At 72.0% G+C, this 16032-nt stretch carries 17 protein-coding genes; 9 read left to right on the plus strand and 8 right to left on the minus strand.

Translation table 11 applies throughout. The features are described 5' to 3' along the window. Window positions 1–103: 103 nt before the first annotated feature. Complete coding sequence (locus LQK89_RS07590; RefSeq protein ID WP_141861374.1) at window positions 104–556, minus strand: SufE family protein; 453 nt, start codon at window positions 554–556, stop codon at window positions 104–106. After that, window positions 553–1458, minus strand: coding sequence for a sulfurtransferase (locus LQK89_RS07595; RefSeq protein WP_231050636.1), 906 nt, complete (start codon window positions 1456–1458; stop codon window positions 553–555). Before LQK89_RS07595 ends, LQK89_RS07590 begins: the two co-directional genes overlap by 4 nt. A gap of 121 nt (window positions 1459–1579) precedes the next feature. Here LQK89_RS07595 and zapE point away from each other — a divergent pair, with 121 nt between their 5' ends. Together zapE and LQK89_RS07605 are read left to right on the plus strand one after the other, a co-directional pair. After that, window positions 1580–2599 carry a cell division protein ZapE gene (gene zapE / locus LQK89_RS07600; protein WP_373682784.1) on the plus strand — a complete coding sequence of 340 codons (1020 nt, stop codon included), beginning with the start codon at window positions 1580–1582 and terminating at the stop codon, window positions 2597–2599. Window positions 2600–2865: 266 nt separating this feature from the next. Then, window positions 2866–4140, plus strand: coding sequence for an ammonium transporter (locus tag LQK89_RS07605; RefSeq protein WP_058743398.1), 1275 nt, complete (start codon window positions 2866–2868; stop codon window positions 4138–4140). A gap of 196 nt (window positions 4141–4336) precedes the next feature. On the opposite strand, the gene LQK89_RS07610 is transcribed toward LQK89_RS07605, so the two are convergent. After that, window positions 4337–5308, minus strand: a complete 972-nt coding sequence (locus LQK89_RS07610; protein ID WP_231050637.1) for an aldo/keto reductase — start codon at window positions 5306–5308, stop codon at window positions 4337–4339. Between the two features lie 112 nt (window positions 5309–5420). Between LQK89_RS07610 and LQK89_RS07615 the strand changes: the two genes are divergently transcribed. Next, window positions 5421–5816, plus strand: a complete 396-nt coding sequence (locus tag LQK89_RS07615; RefSeq protein ID WP_231050638.1) for a ChaB family protein — start codon at window positions 5421–5423, stop codon at window positions 5814–5816. Window positions 5817–5870: 54 nt separating this feature from the next. Continuing rightward, on the plus strand, window positions 5871–6839 hold the full coding sequence (locus LQK89_RS07620) for a beta-ketoacyl-ACP synthase III (RefSeq protein WP_180225224.1): 969 nt from the start codon (window positions 5871–5873) through the stop codon (window positions 6837–6839). Window positions 6840–6910: 71 nt separating this feature from the next. On the opposite strand, the gene LQK89_RS07625 is transcribed toward LQK89_RS07620, so the two are convergent. From LQK89_RS07625 to LQK89_RS07645, 5 genes are read right to left on the minus strand one after another with little or no spacing between them, the layout of a single operon-like run. Next, window positions 6911–7804 (minus strand): hypothetical protein, encoded by an 894-nt coding sequence (locus LQK89_RS07625; protein ID WP_231050639.1) that lies wholly within the window; start codon window positions 7802–7804, stop codon window positions 6911–6913. A 59-nt stretch (window positions 7805–7863) separates the two neighbouring features. Next, complete coding sequence (gene fliW / locus LQK89_RS07630) at window positions 7864–8232, minus strand: flagellar assembly protein FliW (RefSeq protein ID WP_231050640.1); 369 nt, start codon at window positions 8230–8232, stop codon at window positions 7864–7866. After that, a complete protein-coding gene (locus LQK89_RS07635; protein ID WP_174778426.1) occupies window positions 8229–9110 on the minus strand; it encodes a flagellin N-terminal helical domain-containing protein in 882 nt (293 codons plus the stop codon). Before LQK89_RS07635 ends, fliW begins: the two co-directional genes overlap by 4 nt. 2 nt (window positions 9111–9112) lie before the next feature. Further along, the gene (flgK, locus tag LQK89_RS07640) at window positions 9113–10528 is read right to left on the minus strand and encodes a flagellar hook-associated protein FlgK (RefSeq protein ID WP_231050641.1); all 1416 of its coding nucleotides are present in this window, start codon (window positions 10526–10528) and stop codon (window positions 9113–9115) included. Between the two features lie 7 nt (window positions 10529–10535). Then, window positions 10536–11021: a flagellar protein FlgN gene (locus tag LQK89_RS07645; RefSeq protein WP_058741151.1), complete on the minus strand. Its 486-nt coding sequence runs from the start codon at window positions 11019–11021 to the stop codon at window positions 10536–10538. A 478-nt stretch (window positions 11022–11499) separates the two neighbouring features. On the opposite strand from LQK89_RS07645, the gene LQK89_RS07650 reads away from it, so the two are divergent. From LQK89_RS07650 to LQK89_RS07670, 5 genes are all read left to right on the plus strand, one after another. Beyond that, complete coding sequence (locus LQK89_RS07650) at window positions 11500–12315, plus strand: sigma-70 family RNA polymerase sigma factor (protein WP_180225228.1); 816 nt, start codon at window positions 11500–11502, stop codon at window positions 12313–12315. A gap of 109 nt (window positions 12316–12424) precedes the next feature. Further along, on the plus strand, window positions 12425–13585 hold the full coding sequence (locus LQK89_RS07655; RefSeq protein ID WP_231050642.1) for a flagellin N-terminal helical domain-containing protein: 1161 nt from the start codon (window positions 12425–12427) through the stop codon (window positions 13583–13585). A gap of 90 nt (window positions 13586–13675) precedes the next feature. Then, window positions 13676–15079, plus strand: coding sequence for a flagellar filament capping protein FliD (gene fliD / locus LQK89_RS07660; RefSeq protein ID WP_231050643.1), 1404 nt, complete (start codon window positions 13676–13678; stop codon window positions 15077–15079). An 11-nt stretch (window positions 15080–15090) separates the two neighbouring features. Beyond that, on the plus strand, window positions 15091–15567 hold the full coding sequence (locus tag LQK89_RS07665; RefSeq protein ID WP_231050644.1) for a flagellar export chaperone FliS: 477 nt from the start codon (window positions 15091–15093) through the stop codon (window positions 15565–15567). Continuing rightward, window positions 15557–15874 carry a hypothetical protein gene (locus LQK89_RS07670; RefSeq protein WP_231050645.1) on the plus strand — a complete coding sequence of 106 codons (318 nt, stop codon included), beginning with the start codon at window positions 15557–15559 and terminating at the stop codon, window positions 15872–15874. The genes LQK89_RS07665 and LQK89_RS07670 overlap by 11 nt, the downstream gene beginning before the upstream one ends. The last annotated feature ends 158 nt before the right edge of the window (window positions 15875–16032 follow it).

Here is a 16032-nt window from a genome sequence, read left to right on the forward strand (position 1 = left end):
GGCCAGCTGGCACCGCCCTCCCTCGCAGGCTCGGTCGGCGCGCCCCGCGCGTCGCTCCGCGCCGCCGCTGAGCGGGGCGCGCCCGTCCGTCAGGGGGTGCGGATCAGGCGGCGGCGACCGCCGCCCGCACCTGCCGCTGCACCCGACCGAGCATCCCCACCATGCCGCGGATGCGCAGCGGGCTGACCGCCTCGCTGAGCCCGATCGTCAGCGGGTAGTCCGACGGGACCGCCAGGACCTCGGACGCGGTGAGGCCGGACAGCCCCTGCGCGAGGATCGACGCGAACCCGCGGGTGGTCGGTGCCTCGCGCGGGGCGGTCGCGTGCATGCGGACGACGTCCGGGGCATCGCCGTCGGCCCCGACCGTGACGGTGATGAACACGGGGGACTGGCACTCCTCGACGCGCTCGAGCTCGTCCTCGTGCCCCTGCAGTCGCTCGGGCAGCGCGGGGAGCTCGTCGGAGAACTCGAGGAGCAGCTGGAGGCGGTCCTGCTGCGAGAGCTCGAGGAAGTCGTCGCGGATCTCGGCGAGGGAACGGGGGAGTTCGGTGCTCATCGAGAGGGAACGGTACCCGGTTCGGTGCCGACGGCGATCGGGACGCGGACGGCGCTGCCCCACTCGGTCCACGACCCGTCGTAGTTCCGCACGTTCTCGTACCCGAGCAGGTGCTGCAGCACGAACCAGGTGTGGCTCGACCGCTCGCCGATGCGGCAGTACGCGATGACCTCGTCCGCGTCGCCGATCCCGGCACCGTCGCGGTACACCGCGTCGAGCTCCTCGCGCGACTTGAAGGTGCCGTCCGGTGCGGCCGCGGTGGCCCAGGGGATGTTGACGGCGGTCGGCACGTGGCCGGCGCGCAGGGCTCCCTCTTCCGGGTAGTCGGGGGCGGTGGTGCGCGAGCCGTCGTACTCGGCGGGGCTCCGCACGTCGATCAGGGGCTTGCCGAGATGCGCGAGCACGTCGTCCTTGAAGGCCCGGACCAGCTCGTCGTGGCGCTCGACGACGGGGTAGTCGACCGCGGTCACCTCGGGGCGGTCGGTCGTCAGCGCACGGTCCTCGGCGATCCACTTCGCCCGGCCGCCGTCGAGCAGGCGGACGTCCTCGTGCCCGAAGAGCGTGAAGACCCAGAGGGCGTAGGCGGCCCACCAGTTGTTCTTGTCGCCGTAGATCACGACGGTGGTGTCGCGGCCGATGCCCTTGCCGCCGACGAGTCGCGCGAACGCCCCGCCGTCGACGTAGTCGCGCTGCACCGGGTCGTTGAGGTCGGTGTGCCAGTCGATCTTCACCGCTCCGGGGACGTGGCCCGTCTCGTAGAGCAGGACGTCCTCGTCGGACTCCACGACGACGAGGTCGGGGGTCCCGGCGTCGAGCTGCTCCTGGAGCCACTCGGTCGACACCAGGCGCTCCGGGTGGGCGTAGGCGGCGAACTTCTCGGACGGGTCGACCGGTGCGGTCATCGGGGGTACCTCCAGGGTGCGGGACGAACGGGGCGGCCGAGGCTAGGATCGGTCCTCGGTGCCCGCGGGCAACGGTACGCGCAACGTGCCGTCCGCCACCTGCAACGTGACACCGCACGACATGCTTCCCGGAGGGGCCCACTTGCCTGCACACCTCGTCGACCGTGACCCGCAGGTGACGCCGCAGCAGATGGCCGCTGCGCTCGTGCCGCCGCCGCAGTTCGCGGACGCCTCGTTCGCGAGCTACCGACCGGACCCGGAGTACCCCTCGCAGGCGGCGGTCCGCGACGCGGTCGAGGCCTTCGTCGCGACCCGGCCGGAGCCGGCGAAGCGCGGCCTGTTCGGTCGCCGCAAGCCCGCCGAGGCGCCGGCGCGCTCGGGTGTATACCTGGACGGCGGGTTCGGCGTCGGCAAGACCCACCTGCTCGCCGCGGCGTACCACGCGGAGCCGTCCCGCAAGACCTTCGGCACCTTCATCGAGTACACGGCGCTCGTCGGTGCGCTCGGGTTCCAGGGCACGGTCGACCTGCTCCGCGGGACCGCGCTCGTCTGCATCGACGAGTTCGAGCTGGACGACCCCGGCGACACGATGGTGATGACCCGGCTCATCAAGGAGCTGGCGGACACCGGCACCCGCTTCGCGGCGACGTCGAACACCCCGCCGGGCGCGCTCGGCGAGGGCCGGTTCGCGGCGCAGGACTTCCTGCGCGAGATCCAGGCGATGTCCGATCGCTTCGAGACCATGCGGATCGACGGGCTCGACTACCGACGCCGCGCGGTCGACGAGCACGCCCGGACGGTCGACGACGTCCCCGCCGCGCTGCCGACCGGGGCCACCACGCTCGACGACTTCCGGTCCGTCGTCGCGCACCTGGCGTCGGTGCACCCCTCGAAGTACGTCGCGCTGGTCGACGGACTCGACGCCGTCGGCCTGACCGACGTCGCGGCGTTCACCGACCAGACCGACGCGCTGCGGTGGGTCGCGCTCGTCGACCGGCTGTACGACGCGCAGGTCCGGATCGTCGCGTCCGGCACGCCGCTCGACCAGGTGTACCCGCAGGCGATGCTCGACGGCGGGTACCGGAAGAAGTACCTGCGCGCCGCGTCGCGCGTGGTCGCGCTGTCGCGCGCCGCGGACTGACGGACGCCACGGCCACCACCACCGCGGCCGCCTGACGGGGGCGGCTGGCGGGGCCGGCGACCCACCGGACGGGAGGCACGTGGCGGGGCCGCCACGCGCCTCCCGTCCGGGGGGTGTCCTGCTCCCCGAAACACGACGTTTACAGAACGGCCCACCGCGTTACACCCACGAAACAGTTCGTGCTCCCTCGTGAAACCTCGCCTCGCCAGACTCATCAGCACCCGAGGCGGAACCGAGAGCCGCCTGCATTCGCGAGAGGTGAACAGATGCTTGATCAGGGCAACACGGCATTCGTGTTGATCATGGCGGCGCTGGTGTTGTTCATGACACCCGGCCTGGCCTTCTTCTACGGCGGTCTGGTGAAGGCCAAGTCCGTCATCAGCATGATGATGATGTCCTTCGGGGCGATCGCCCTCGTCGGCGTCCTGTGGGTGCTCTACGGCTACGCGATCGCCTTCGCCAACCACGGCGCCGGCACGAACGTCGCGGGCATCGTCGGCTTCTTCAGCATCGACTGGAACCAGATCGGCCTCGGCCAGGCGTTCGAGGAGTCGATCGCGTCGAAGATCAACGCGTCGTACCCGTCGATGGCCTTCGTCGGCTTCCAGGCGACCTTCGCGATCATCACGGTCGCGCTCATCTCCGGTGCGATCGCCGACCGTGCGAAGTTCGGCGCGTGGATGATCTTCGCCGGTGTCTGGGTCACGGTCGTGTACTTCCCGGTCGCCTCGTGGGTCTTCAACCTGACCTCGGGCATGTTCGCCACCTGGGGCGTCATCGACTTCGCCGGTGGGACCGCGGTGCACATCAACGCCGGTGCTGCAGGTCTTGCCCTGGCGCTCGTCCTCGGCAAGCGTGTCGGCTTCGCCAAGGGTGCGCACAAGCCGCACAACCCGCCCTTCGTCCTCCTCGGTGCCGCCATCCTGTGGTTCGGCTGGTTCGGCTTCAACGCCGGGTCCGAGGGTGCCGCCGACGGCATCGCCTCGCTCGCCTGGGTCAACACCCTCGCCGCCCCGGCCGCCGCGATCCTCGGCTGGCTGCTCATCGAGAAGCTCAAGGACGGCAAGGCCACGTCGGTCGGTGCCGCATCGGGTGCCGTCGCTGGTCTCGTCGCGATCACCCCGGCCTGCGCTGCCCTCACCCCCGGCTGGGGCATCCTGCTCGGCTTCCTCGCCGGTGTGGTCTGCTGCTTCGCGATCGACCTCAAGTACAAGCTCGGCTTCGACGACTCGCTCGACGTCGTGGGCGTCCACCTGGTCGGCGGCATCTTCGGCACGCTCTACCTGGGCATCTTCGCCAACACGACCGGCCTGATCTACTCGGGCTCGTTCGAGCAGCTCGGCAAGCAGGCGGTCGCCGCCCTCGCCGTCGGCCTGTACTCGTTCGTCCTGGCCTTCGTGATCGGGTTCGCCATCGAGAAGACCATCGGCTTCCGCGTCAAGACCGAGGACGAGGTCGCCGGCATCGACACCGCCGTCCACGGCGAAGAGGGCTACGTCCTCTACGAGGAGTCGGACAAGACCCCGGTGTCGGTCCGCTAGACACCGCACCTCCCGCACGACGGGCCCCGCGCACACAGCAGGCGTGGGGCCCGTCGTCGTTCTCGGGGCGGGCGGCTGGCGGGAGCGCGCGGGGTCGCGGGCGGGTGACGGACGGGAGGCGCGGTGCGGGTCCGACCCGCACCGCGCCTCCGTACCGTGCTCGCGACCACGGCGCGAGGTGCGCCGCCGGGTCACGTCACCAGGCGAAGTCCTCCGGTGAGGTCTTGTGCCCCGGGAACAGCTCGTCGAGCCGCGCCAGCGCCGCGTCGTCAAGGCGGATGTCGGTCGCGCGGACGGCGGACTCCCACTGCTCCATCGTGCGCGGGCCGGTGATCGGGGCGGTGACGCCCGGCTGGTGCAGCAGCCACGCGAGGGCGAGCTCACCCGGGGTGTGCCCGAGCTCCTTCGCGAACGACTCGTAGGCAGACAGCTGGTCGCGGTGTCCCTCGACGTACTCGGCGCTGCGGCCGCTCAGCCGACGGGAACCCTGCTCGGTCTTCTCGATGATGCCGCCGAGCAGCCCGCCCTGCAGCGGGGACCACGGGATGAGCCCGAGGCCGTAGTGCCGGGCGGCCGGGAGGACCTCGCGCTCGACGTCGCGGACGACGAGGTTGTAGATCGACTGCTCACTGACGAGCCCGAGGAAGTTGCGGTGCCGCGCGGCTTCCTGGGCCTGGGCGATGTGCCACCCCGCGAAGTTCGAGGATCCGACGTAGAGCACCTTGCCCTGTGCGACGGCGAGGTCCATCGCCTGCCAGATCTCGTCCCACGGGGTGTCCCGGTCGACGTGGTGCATCTGGTACAGGTCGACGTGGTCCGTCTGCAGCCGGCGCAGCGACGCGTCGAGCGACTGCCGGATGTTGAGCGCCGACAGCTTGCCGCCGTTCGGCCAGTCGATCATCTCGCCGTAGACCTTCGTGGCGAGGACCGTCTTCTCGCGGCGGCCGCCGCCCTTCGCGAACCAGCGGCCGATGATCTCCTCGGTGGCACCCTTGCCCACCGAGCCGCCGTAGCCGTTGGCCGTGTCGAAGAAGTTCACGCCGAGCTCGTGCGCCCGGTCCATGATCGCGTGGGAGTCGTCCTCGCTGGTCTCCGGTCCGAAGTTCATGGTGCCGAGCACCGCCCGTGACACCGACAGCCCTGTCCGTCCGAGGTGTTTGTAGTCCATGGCCCCGGTCTACGCCCGGGGCGCTGGGCGCGCCAGGCCCTGAGGGTACCGGTCTCGGTGCGGGGTACAACGGAAGGTCAGGACGACGGCCCGAACCACGAGAGGAACCCCGATGCCCGCGAAGGACGAGATCCCCAGCACACTCCGCCGGTCGCCGCAGCACGCGCAGGACGTGTACGCCGCGGCGCTCGACTCCGCGAACGAGACCTACGGACTGGGGGAGCGCGCGCACCGGACCGCGTTCGCCGCGGTCAAGCACGAGTACGAGAAGGTCGGTGACCACTGGGAGGCCAAGGAGTCCGCCGGCCCGTCCGACGAGGGCGCTGCCGGCACCCGTGGCTCCGGCGAGACCCAGGGCGGCGTCGACGCGAACGCCACGAAGGAGCACTTGCTCGAGGTCGCACGCCGCCTGGACGTGCACGGCCGCTCGACGATGGACAAGGGCGAGCTGATCGAGGCCATCAAGAAGGCGAACGACCGCGCGACCGCAGCCGCCCGGAAGGACTGAGGCGCATTCCTGCTCGGGCATGTGGAGGGCACCGAGGGGAGTAGCGTGCCGCGGATGGACACCCCAGCACTCCGTGGCAGCCGGATCCTCGGGTTCGGACACCACCAGCCCGCGCGCATCCTGACCAACGACGAGCTCTCGACCATGGTCGACACGAACGACGAGTGGATCACCACGCGCACCGGCATCAAGACCCGTCGGATCGCCGGCCCCGACGACTCCGTCACGTCGATGGCGATCGAGGCCGGCCGCAACGCGATCGCGGACGCCGGACTCGAACCGTCGGACATCGGGCTCGTCATCGTCGCGTCGACCACGCACCGTGACCGTGCGCCGTACACCGCCGGCCGGGTCGCCGCGGCGCTCGGCATGGCGAACGGGCCGGCGCCGATCGACATCAACACGGCCTGCAGCGGCTTCGAGTACGCGATGGCCCTCGCCGACCAGTCGATCCGCGTCGGGGCGTCGGACACCGCGCTCGTCATCGGGTCGGAGACGCTGTCGAGCATCGCCGACTGGTCCGACCGGTCGACGTGCGTGCTCGTCGGCGACGGTGCGGGTGCCGCGGTGCTCGGCGCCTCGGACACCGCCGAGATCGGGCCGGTGTCGTGGGGGAGCGTGCCGCACCTGAACGAGGCGGTGCTCGTCACGAAGGACCCGGAGTACTTCACGCAGCAGGGCCGCTCGATCTACCGCTGGGCGATCACCGAGGCCGCCGGCCACGCCCGCGCCGTCGTCGAGGCCGCGGGCATGACGCTCGACGACATCGAGGTGTTCGCGTTCCACCAGGCGAACCTGCGGATCATCGAGCCGCTGGTCGAGGCCCTGGGCGGGCAGGACAAGTTCGTGGTCCGGGACGTCGTCGAGTCCGGCAACACCTCGGCTGCGAGCGTGCCGCTCGGACTGTCGAAGGCCTGGTCGCGCGGCGAGCTGCCGGAGGGCGCGGCGACGCTCCTGTTCGGGTTCGGCGGCGGGTTCGCGCACGCCGGTCAGGTGGTCCGGACGCCGGTGCGGCGCAGCTGACGCGGTCGCGACCAGCGGTCGGACGGGAGGCACGGGGCGGGGTCGCCACGTGCCTCCCGTCCGTCCGGGGGTCAGTCCAGGGCGTCGCGCGCCGGCGTGTCGGACCAGAGGTCCTCGTCCCGACGCGCGCGGCGGCGGGACCGCCCCTTCGCGGTGAGCTCCTTCTGCGCGGCCTTGGACTCCTTGGTGGGCTTCGCCTCGAGCACCAGGGTGAAGTGGCGCGGGGGCATGCCGAAGCCCTCGCGTGCCGCCTGGACGACCTTCCGCCCGAGCGCGTGGTTCCCGAGGCCACCGACCGCGGCACCGATCCCGAACGGCAGCGCTCGGCCGAGGATCGACGTGCCCTGCCGGGCGGCGAACCGCTTGACGAACTGGTCGCGGACCTTGCCGCCGATGCCGCTCACGACCTGTTTCGGCAGCGTGGACGTGACCATCTCGCCCCAGAACGCCGTGCGGACCTGACCGCCGGCGGCCTGTCCGGCGAGCTGCTTGATGAGCTGCGTGCCGGGCGCGCCGAGGATGAGCGCCATCACCAGGGTGCGCGAACGCTCCGGGTCGTCGAGGGCGATGCCGTGCACCTCGGTCACGGACTGGGCGAAGAGCGCCGTCGTCTCGAGGAACCCGACCGTCTCCGCGCCGCTCAGCCCGAGGGCCGCGGCCATGCCGACGCCCGGGATGACCGCACTCGCGCCGACGGCGGCACCGCCGGTGGTCACGGCCGTGAGGTACTGCCGCTCCAGGATCTGGATGATCTCCGCCGGGCTCGCCTGCGGGTGTCGGCGGCGCAGGGCGTTGACGTGCGCGACCACCACGGGTCGCTGCACGGCGATCACCCGGTCGAGCATCTTCACCCACCCGGACTGGCGCCCCGGAGCCACGCGGCCGTCCTGGTCGTCGCGGTCGTCGGGCCGGATCGGGGCCGGCGGCATGGGCACGAGCGCCTCGTTCTTCTGCTGTCGAGCCATGCGGCAGACGGTACCCGGCCCGAGTGGGAGCACCGGCGGGTGCTGTCCCCCCGGTGCGCCTACCGCGCGGCGAGCTCGGCGCGCAGCGGCAGGTCCTGGTCCTCGAGGATGAACTGCGCGCCGACGGCGGTGCGGGCGTTCACGACGACCGGGGCGAGCAGGTTCACGGTCGTGCCGCCCTCGCCGGGGTTCGCGACGACGAGGAGCATCGCCTCGGCGGGGTCGGTCAGGCCGATCGTCGCGGCCTGCTCGTCGGTCAGCTCCGGGGCGTAGTCGGGCAGGTGCACCGCGGCGTCGAGCAGGAACAGCCGGGCGTCCTCGCCGACGAGGCCGAACAGGCCCTCGACGCCCTCGACGGGCACGAGCGAGAAGACCGGCGACGGGCCGATGCCGAACGGCGGGACGGGGAAGGTCAGGTCGATGCTCATCGGAGGTAGTCCATCAGGGTCGGCTGCAGGACCTTCGCGGTGACGGCGAGGGCTGCCTGGTAGGAGGTCTGCTGCACCTGCAGGTCGAGCACGGCGCCGGCGAGGTCGAGGTCCTCGATGCCCGAGCGCCGGTTCTCGAGGGTGACCGAGGTGCTCTTCAGCGCGTCCTGCGCCGACAGGGCCGCGGCGTGCCGGACCCCGACGTCCGCCTGTGCCGAGCGCACGCCGTCGATCGCGGTGTCGACGTCGTCGAGCTTCGCGTTCACGTTCACGCCGTTCTGCAGGTCGGCGACGATGCCGTCGATCACGGCGAAGGCCGAGGTCGACCCCGTCCCGAAGACCGCGGCGCCGGACGTGTCCACGCGGATCGTCGTGGCGTCCCCGACCCGGCGCTGCACGGGCGTGGTCGCCGTCGCGAAGCCGGTCGCCGGCGTGTACGCGGCGGCGTCGGTGGACGAGCCCGCGAACACCGACCGGGATCCGTACGTCGCGTTCGCGGTCGCCTCGAGGTCGGCCTTGAGCGCGCGGAACTGCGTGATGAACGCGTCGCGGTCGGTGTCGCCCATCGTGCCGGAGTTCGCCGCCTGCACGGTGAGGTCGCGGACCTTGCCGAGCACCGAGTAGGCGCTCGACAGCGTGCTGTCCGTGGTCGCGAGCCAGCCCACGGCGTCGTTCGCGTTGCGCGTGTACTGCGCGGCGGCGGCCTGCTCCTTCCGCACCTGCATCGACGAGCCGGTGCCGACCGGGTCGTCGGACGGCTTCGCGATCGCCTGCAGCGTCGTCGCGCGCTGCGTCGCCTCGGCGACGCGTGCCGCGTTCGCCTGCAGCCGCTCGCCGGCGGCCGCCATGGTCATCTGGGTGGTCACACGGGTGATCACGGTCAGCCCCTCCCGACGAGTCCGACGCGGTTGATGAGGGTGTCGAGCATCTCGTCGACCGCGGTCAGGACGCGCGCCGCGCCCTGGTACGCGTGCTGGTAGCTCAGCAGGTTCACGTTCTCCTCGTCGAGGTCGACACCCGCGCCCGACTGCTGCTGCGTGCGCGCGCTGGTCAGGGCGAGTCCGGTGAGCGTCGCCTCCGACGTGGCCGTCCTGGAGGCGCTGCCCACCCCCGCCACGAAGGTCGCCCAGGCCGTGTCGGGCCCCCCGGCGGCCGTGCCGAGTCGCGAGAGCGTGTCGGCGAACGAGTCGTCGAGCTGTCCCGCCGCGTTCCGCGTCGCGAGGCCGGAACCGTCCGTCGGGACGACCGACAGGCCCTGGGCCGCGCCGGTCCCGGCCGCGAGGGCGAAGAACGGTGCGCCGGTGGTCCCCGCCGGGGTGGTGCCCTGCGCGTGCGCCGCGTTGACGGTCGTCGCGAGGCGCGTGGCCACGTCGTCGTAGGACGCGGCGGCCTCCGCCAGGGCGCCGCCGGTGCCGCCGGATGCGGGGGCGAGGAGCGAGAGCGCGCCGCCGATCGAGCCGCCGCCGAGCGCGACGGTCCCGGCGTTGCCGGTCGCCCACTCGAGCCGGACGCCCTGGGAGCCGCCGAGCCGGGTGTCGCCGGCGAGCTGCACCGTACGGGCGTCGCTGCCCTGCACGAGCGCGTTCCCGTCGAGGAGCACGTCGACCGTGCCGTCGCTGTTCGCCCGGACCATGCCGCCCGCGAGCCCGGCGATCTGCTGGGTCAGCTGGTCGCGCTGGTCGATCAGCTCGTTCGCGCTGCCGCCGGACGCCAGGGTCCCGCGGATCCGGCCGTTCAGGTCGGCGACCTGCGCCGCCGCGTCGTTGAGCTGCCCGACCTGGGTGGCCGCGGTCGCCCGGGTCGTGGTCCACTGCGCGTCGACCGCCTTCGATCCCGCCGCCAGGGCGGAGGCCACCGCGGTCGCGCTCGAGATCACGGTCGAGGCCGCGCCGGCGTCGTCCGGGTGCGCTGCGAGGTCGCCCCACGACGACCAGAACGCGTCGAGCTTCGCGGAGAGACCGTCCTTGCCGGGTTCGTTCGTGCCGTCCTCGATCGCGGACATGCCCGTCGCGCGGGTCTGCGCCCACGCCGAGGAGCCGGTCGCGACGCGCAGGCCGGCGTCGAGCGTCAGGGAGCCGAGCCGGGCGATGCCGTCGACGGAGACGCCCTGGCCGGCGAGGGCCGCGGTGCCGTGCACGAAACCGGTCTGGACGACGGGGACGGACGACTGAGTGACGCGCTGCCGGGTGTACCCGGTGGTGCCGGCGTTCGCGATGTTCTGCCCGGTGACGTCGATGCCCGCGCGGGCGGCGGACAGGCCGGAGTACGCGGTCGCGAGGGATCCGAAGGTGCTCACCACGGTGCTACAGGGTCCCCTCGAACAGGCGGGCGCGCTCGGACCCGGCAGCGGGGACACCGGACGCGTCGTACGTCGCGGCGCCGGTGACCGACCCCGCGAGGGTCTCCTCGGTGGCCTGGGCGGCAGCGCGCAGGAAGCGGTCGTTCTCGTCGCGGAGGGAGCCGATCTGGGTGGTCAGCTCGACCATGGCGCCGAGGTGTGCGGCGAGGATCTCGCCCCAGGGGCCGTCCGGCGCCGCGGCGACGACGTCGCGCAGGGGAGCGTCGGGGGAGACACCCCACTCCTCGGCGACGACGGCGCTCGAGGCGGCGCGTTCGAGTCCGGCGCTGCGGAGGCGTTCGAGGACCTGCTCGACCTCGCGGCTGGCGTGGGAGACCCAGCGGGAGCGCCCGGCGGCGAGCAGGAGCTGCTCCTCCTCGAGCTTGAACGTGAGCAGTTCGAGCAGTTCACGCTCGCGCCAGAGGACGGCGGACAGGTCGTTCACGCTCATCAGCTCCTCCCGGGGGTCGGGTCGATCGGGTTCGGTGTGGGTCGTCCGGTCCGCCTTCCGGTGGACAGGGGTGCCTATCGACGCGCCCGACGCCGCCGTAAGCCGACGCCGGACCGCAGCCGGCGGGGCGGAGCCGACCCGTGCCTCCAGGCCGGTGGTCGTGTCACCCGGAACGGGGGACAAGAACGCCCGTTCCCTGCCGGAGGTCCCCCCAAATGCCGACGCGGGAACGCCTGATGCACCCCCGCACTGGGGTCGGTTGAAGCCCCCCTCAGGCGATTGCCAGCCGATACATTCGAACCGCAGCGCGGGGGACATCCCCGCGCACCGCATCGCAGGGATGCGGGCGCCGCGCGGAGGGAACCGCGCGGTCCTCGGCGTACACACCGGCCACCAGCAGGCCGGTGCTCGTCGTGCCCACGGACGGGAGCGGCCCACGGACGGGTCGGTACTCACGCAGGTCGACCAGGGGAACAGCATGGACCGGAACGCACGCAACGCGATGATCGTGGAGCACCTGCCGCTCGTCGGCTACATCGTCGCCGACGTCCGTTCCCGGGCCACCCACCTGGACCGTGACGACCTGGCCGCCGTCGGCTCCCTCGCGCTCGTCGCCGCAGCCGAGGCCTTCGACCCCACGCTCGGCGTCCCGTTCGGCGCCTACGCCCGGACCCGGATCGCCGGTGCGATCGCCGACGACATGCGGAGCGCCGACTGGGCGTCCCGCGGCACCCGGAAGCGCATCCGCGAGACCCTCGCCACGCAGGAGGCCCTGTCCGCCAGGCTCGGTCGCTCCGTGGGCGTGCAGGAGATCGCGGACGCGATGGGCGTGGACCGGCAGACGGCTGCCGACGCGATGTCCGACGCCGGCCGCTCCGTGGGGCCCATCGACGAGACCGTGCACGACACCCTGGCCGCCGACCAGCCGCTGCCGGGCGAGGACCTGCTCGCCGCGGAGAAGCGCCGCTACCTGCGCGCCGCGGTCGCCGCGCTGCCGGACCGGATGCGCTTCGTCGTCGAGAACGTCTACTTCGGCGACCGTTCGGTGACCGAGGTCGCCGCCGAGCTCGGGATCACCCACTCCGCCGTGTCGCAGCAGCGCTCCGAGGCGATGCGCCTGCTGCGCGACGGCCTGGCCGAGCACTACGGCGACGGCACCACCGTCGAACCGGTCTCCCGGACCACCGCCGCCCGACGCAGCGCCTACCTCGCCCGGGTCGCCGCGAACGCCGCAGCCGGGGTCGCGCGGGCCGTGCACGACGCGTCGACCCCGAGCGCGGTCGCGGCCGGCTAGAACTTTTCCGTCTCGCACCTAACGGCCCCGGTCGGCCGGTCGAGAGTCACGAGTGTCAGCCCATGGACGGGCAGACACCACCACCCAAGGATTCACGGAGGAAACCACCATGGGTATGTCCATCAACACCAACCTCTCGGCACTCAACACGTACCGGAACCTGAACTCGACGCAGAACGACCTGTCGAAGTCCCTCGAGAAGCTCTCGACGGGTCTCCGCATCAACCGTGCTGCGGACGACGCCTCCGGTCTGACGATCTCCGAGGGACTCAAGTCGCAGGTCGGTGGCCTCACGGTCGCCGCCCGCAACGCACAGGACGGCATCTCCGTCGTGCAGACCGCTGAAGGTGGCCTCACCGAGACCCACTCGATCCTCCAGCGCATGCGCGACCTGGCCGTCCAGGCCGGCAACGACTCGAACAACGCCACGTCGCGCCAGGCCATCACCACGGAGGTCGGCCAGCTCCAGAAGGAACTCGGGCGCATCGCGTCGTCGACGAACTTCAACGGGATCAACCTCCTCGACGGTACCGCGGGCACCAACAAGGACGGCAAGCTGCAGTTCCAGGTCGGTGCGAACGGCGACTCGAGCAGCCAGATCACGGTCGACCTGTCCGGCGCGAACGTCGCGAACGTCGCGAAGGCGCTCTCGGCACCGAACGGTGCGAAGTACACGCCGGCGGACCTGACCAAGCTCGCGACGTCGACCACCTTCACGTCGACGACGAGCACCGCCGGGTCTGCGACGACCGTCACCACCGGCACCCTCGCAACCGGCAGCGGTGCAGGTGGCGCGTACGCGAACACCGGCGAGTACGCGGCTGCGCTGAACGGCGACAGCAAGTTCTCGGCAGCGTTCACGGCGACCGCGAGCGACGACGGCAAGTCGATCTCGATCGTCGCGAAGGACGGCGGCGCGGTCACGTCCGGCGACGCCGCGCTCGGCACGGCCGGGACCGGTGTGGCCGGCGTCTCGTTCGACACCGCTGCGCACGCGCAGGCCGCGATCACGACCATCGACACGCAGATCCAGGCGGTGTCGGCGGCCCGATCGAACATCGGTGCGATCCAGAACCGGTTCGACCACGCCATCAACGTGACGAACGTGGCCAAGGAGAACCTGACCGCCGCGCAGTCCCGCATCACCGACGTCGACATGGCGCAGGAGATGGTCAAGTACACGCGCGACAACATCCTGAGCCAGGCCGGCACCTCGATGCTCGCGCAGGCGAACCAGAGCACGCAGGGCGTGCTCTCGCTCCTGCGCTAGCAGCACTCGACGCCGTCATCCGGGGGAGTTCAGGCCCTCGGGTGACGGCGTCACCACCCTCCACGACGTCCCGACGGCAGGGAGCCCTCGATGTCCTCCGTGTCCTCCGCGAGCAGCCTCGCGATCGACGGTCTCGTCAGCGGTCTCAAGACGACGGACCTCATCAACTCGCTCATGTCGATCGAGCAGGTCCCGCAGACCCTGCTCAAGAACAAGCTCACCGACACGAACTCGTTCATCTCGTCGCTGCAGACGATCAACGGGCTCGTGCAGACCCTGGCGTCCAAGGCGACGGACGCGGCGAAGCCCACGTCCCTCGACGTCTTCACCGCGAAGAGCTCCTCGACCGCGGCCACGGTCTCGACGCGAGACTCCGCCGCCGCTGGATCGCTGTCGTTCACCATCGGTGCGACGGCGACCGCACAGGTCGGCGTCACCGCGGCGATGTCCACGTGGGCGTCCGACGCCGAGCCGATCACGATCGTCGGAGCGGGCGGCAAGCAGACCAGCGTCACCCCGGCGTCCGGCTCGCTCGACGACGCCGTCACCGCGATCAACGGTGCCGCGGCCGGGGTCACCGCGACGAAGGTCGCCGCCGGGACCGCGACCGACGGCACGCAGCTCTTCCGACTGCAGCTCACCGCGACGAAGACCGGTGCCGCCTCGGCGTTCCAGGTCTTCCGGGGCACGGGCGACCAGGTCACGGCCGGAACCGCGACGAACGTCCTGACCCAGACCGGCGCCGCGGTGGTCACCGCGGCGAAGGACGCGAGCGTCACGTTGTGGGCGGGGACCGACGCCGCGCAGACGATCACGAGCGCGACGAACACGTTCACCGACCTGCTGCCCGGTGTCGACGTCAGCGTGTCCGCCCCGTCGACCGACCCCGTCACCGTCACGATCGGGCAGGACACCACCAAGGCGCAGTCGGTCGCGTCCGGACTCGTCGACGCGCTGAACGCGATCACGGCCTACTACGCGACGAACACCGCCGTCACGAGCACCACCAGCCCGACGAACGGCACCACGTCGACCACCGCCGGCGTCCTGATGGGCGACGCGACCACCCGCGACGCCGTACAGCGGCTGACCTCGACGATGTCGACCCCCGTGAACGGGAAGTCGCCGTCGTCGATCGGCATCGTCATCACCAAGGACGGGAACTTCACGTTCGACGCCGCTGCCTTCCAGACAGCGCTGGCGGCGGACCCGGCCGGCACCCAGGCGATGCTGTCCGCGGTCGCGACGAACGTCGGCGCCGCGGCGACCGCCGCCTCGGATCAGTACACCGGCTCGATCACGACGTCGATCACCGGGCAGCAGTCCGTCGCCAAGGACCTGACGACGCAGATCGACAGCTGGGACGACCGCCTGACGCAGCGTCGGGCCACCCTGCAGGCGCAGTACGCGGCGCTCGAGACGAGCCTGAGCAACCTGCAGTCCCAGTCCTCCTTCATCGCCAGCCACCTCGCGACCCTGTCGTCGTCGAGCTGACGGGAGCCACCATGAACGCCTTCGACCTGCAGTCCGCCGCCTTCCGCCAGTCCGCGCAGCCGCGGACGGTCACCGACCAGCGCCGGGCCCAGTACACGAACGAGGCCGTCCTCTCCGCGACGCCAGCACAGCTCGTCACGATGCTGTACGACCGGCTGATGCTCGACCTGCACCGTGCCGAGGCCGCGCAGACCGGTGCCGACTGGGGCGCCGCCCGCGAGCAGCTCCTGCACGCGCAGGCGATCGTCGGCGAGCTGTCGTCGACCCTGCGCATCGACGTGTGGGACGGCGGCGAGGGCCTGCTCGCGATCTACAACTACGCGTCGACCTCGCTCATCACCGCGAACGTGCACCGCGACGTGCAGGCCACCCGCGACTGCATCCGCATCCTCGAGCCGCTCCGGCAGTCGTGGCACGAGGCCGCCGCAGCCCTGCCCGCGACCCGTCCGCTGCCGGGTGCGACCGGGGGAGCGCTCGGTGTCGCCTGAGCCGAGCGGCGAGGGTGACCCCGCCCTCGGGCCCGGCGCCGACCTCGCGGCGTGGGGTGCGGTGCTCGACGCGCTCGAACGCGACCTGACCGTGGCGGGCGGCCCCGCATGGTCGGAGCCGATCGGGCTGGGACCGGTGCCGCGGGAGCTGGTGGGGCGTGCCTCCCGGCTGTTGGCGGCGCAGCGCGACCGGACGGCGACGCTCGAGGCGGAGCGGCGACAGGTGCTGGAGCACCTCGGAGCGCTCCGCGCGGTCTCGGCGACGCGGGAGCCGCGCGGGTCGGTGTACCTCGACGCGTCCGCCTGACGCGGGTCGGGCCGCCACCCACCCACGCCCGCCACCCCCGTTCGGGGCGACGACTAACGAGCCGGGGCGGCACGCCGACAGCGGTCGTCGAGCACGGATCGCTCACCAGTTCGGCCACGGATCGGCCACCCGCCTACCGGCGACGTCCCTCGGGACGC

Origin of the sequence: Curtobacterium sp. C1 (genome assembly GCF_021049325.1) — a bacterium.
Taxonomy (GTDB): Bacteria; Actinomycetota; Actinomycetes; order Actinomycetales; family Microbacteriaceae; genus Curtobacterium; species Curtobacterium citreum.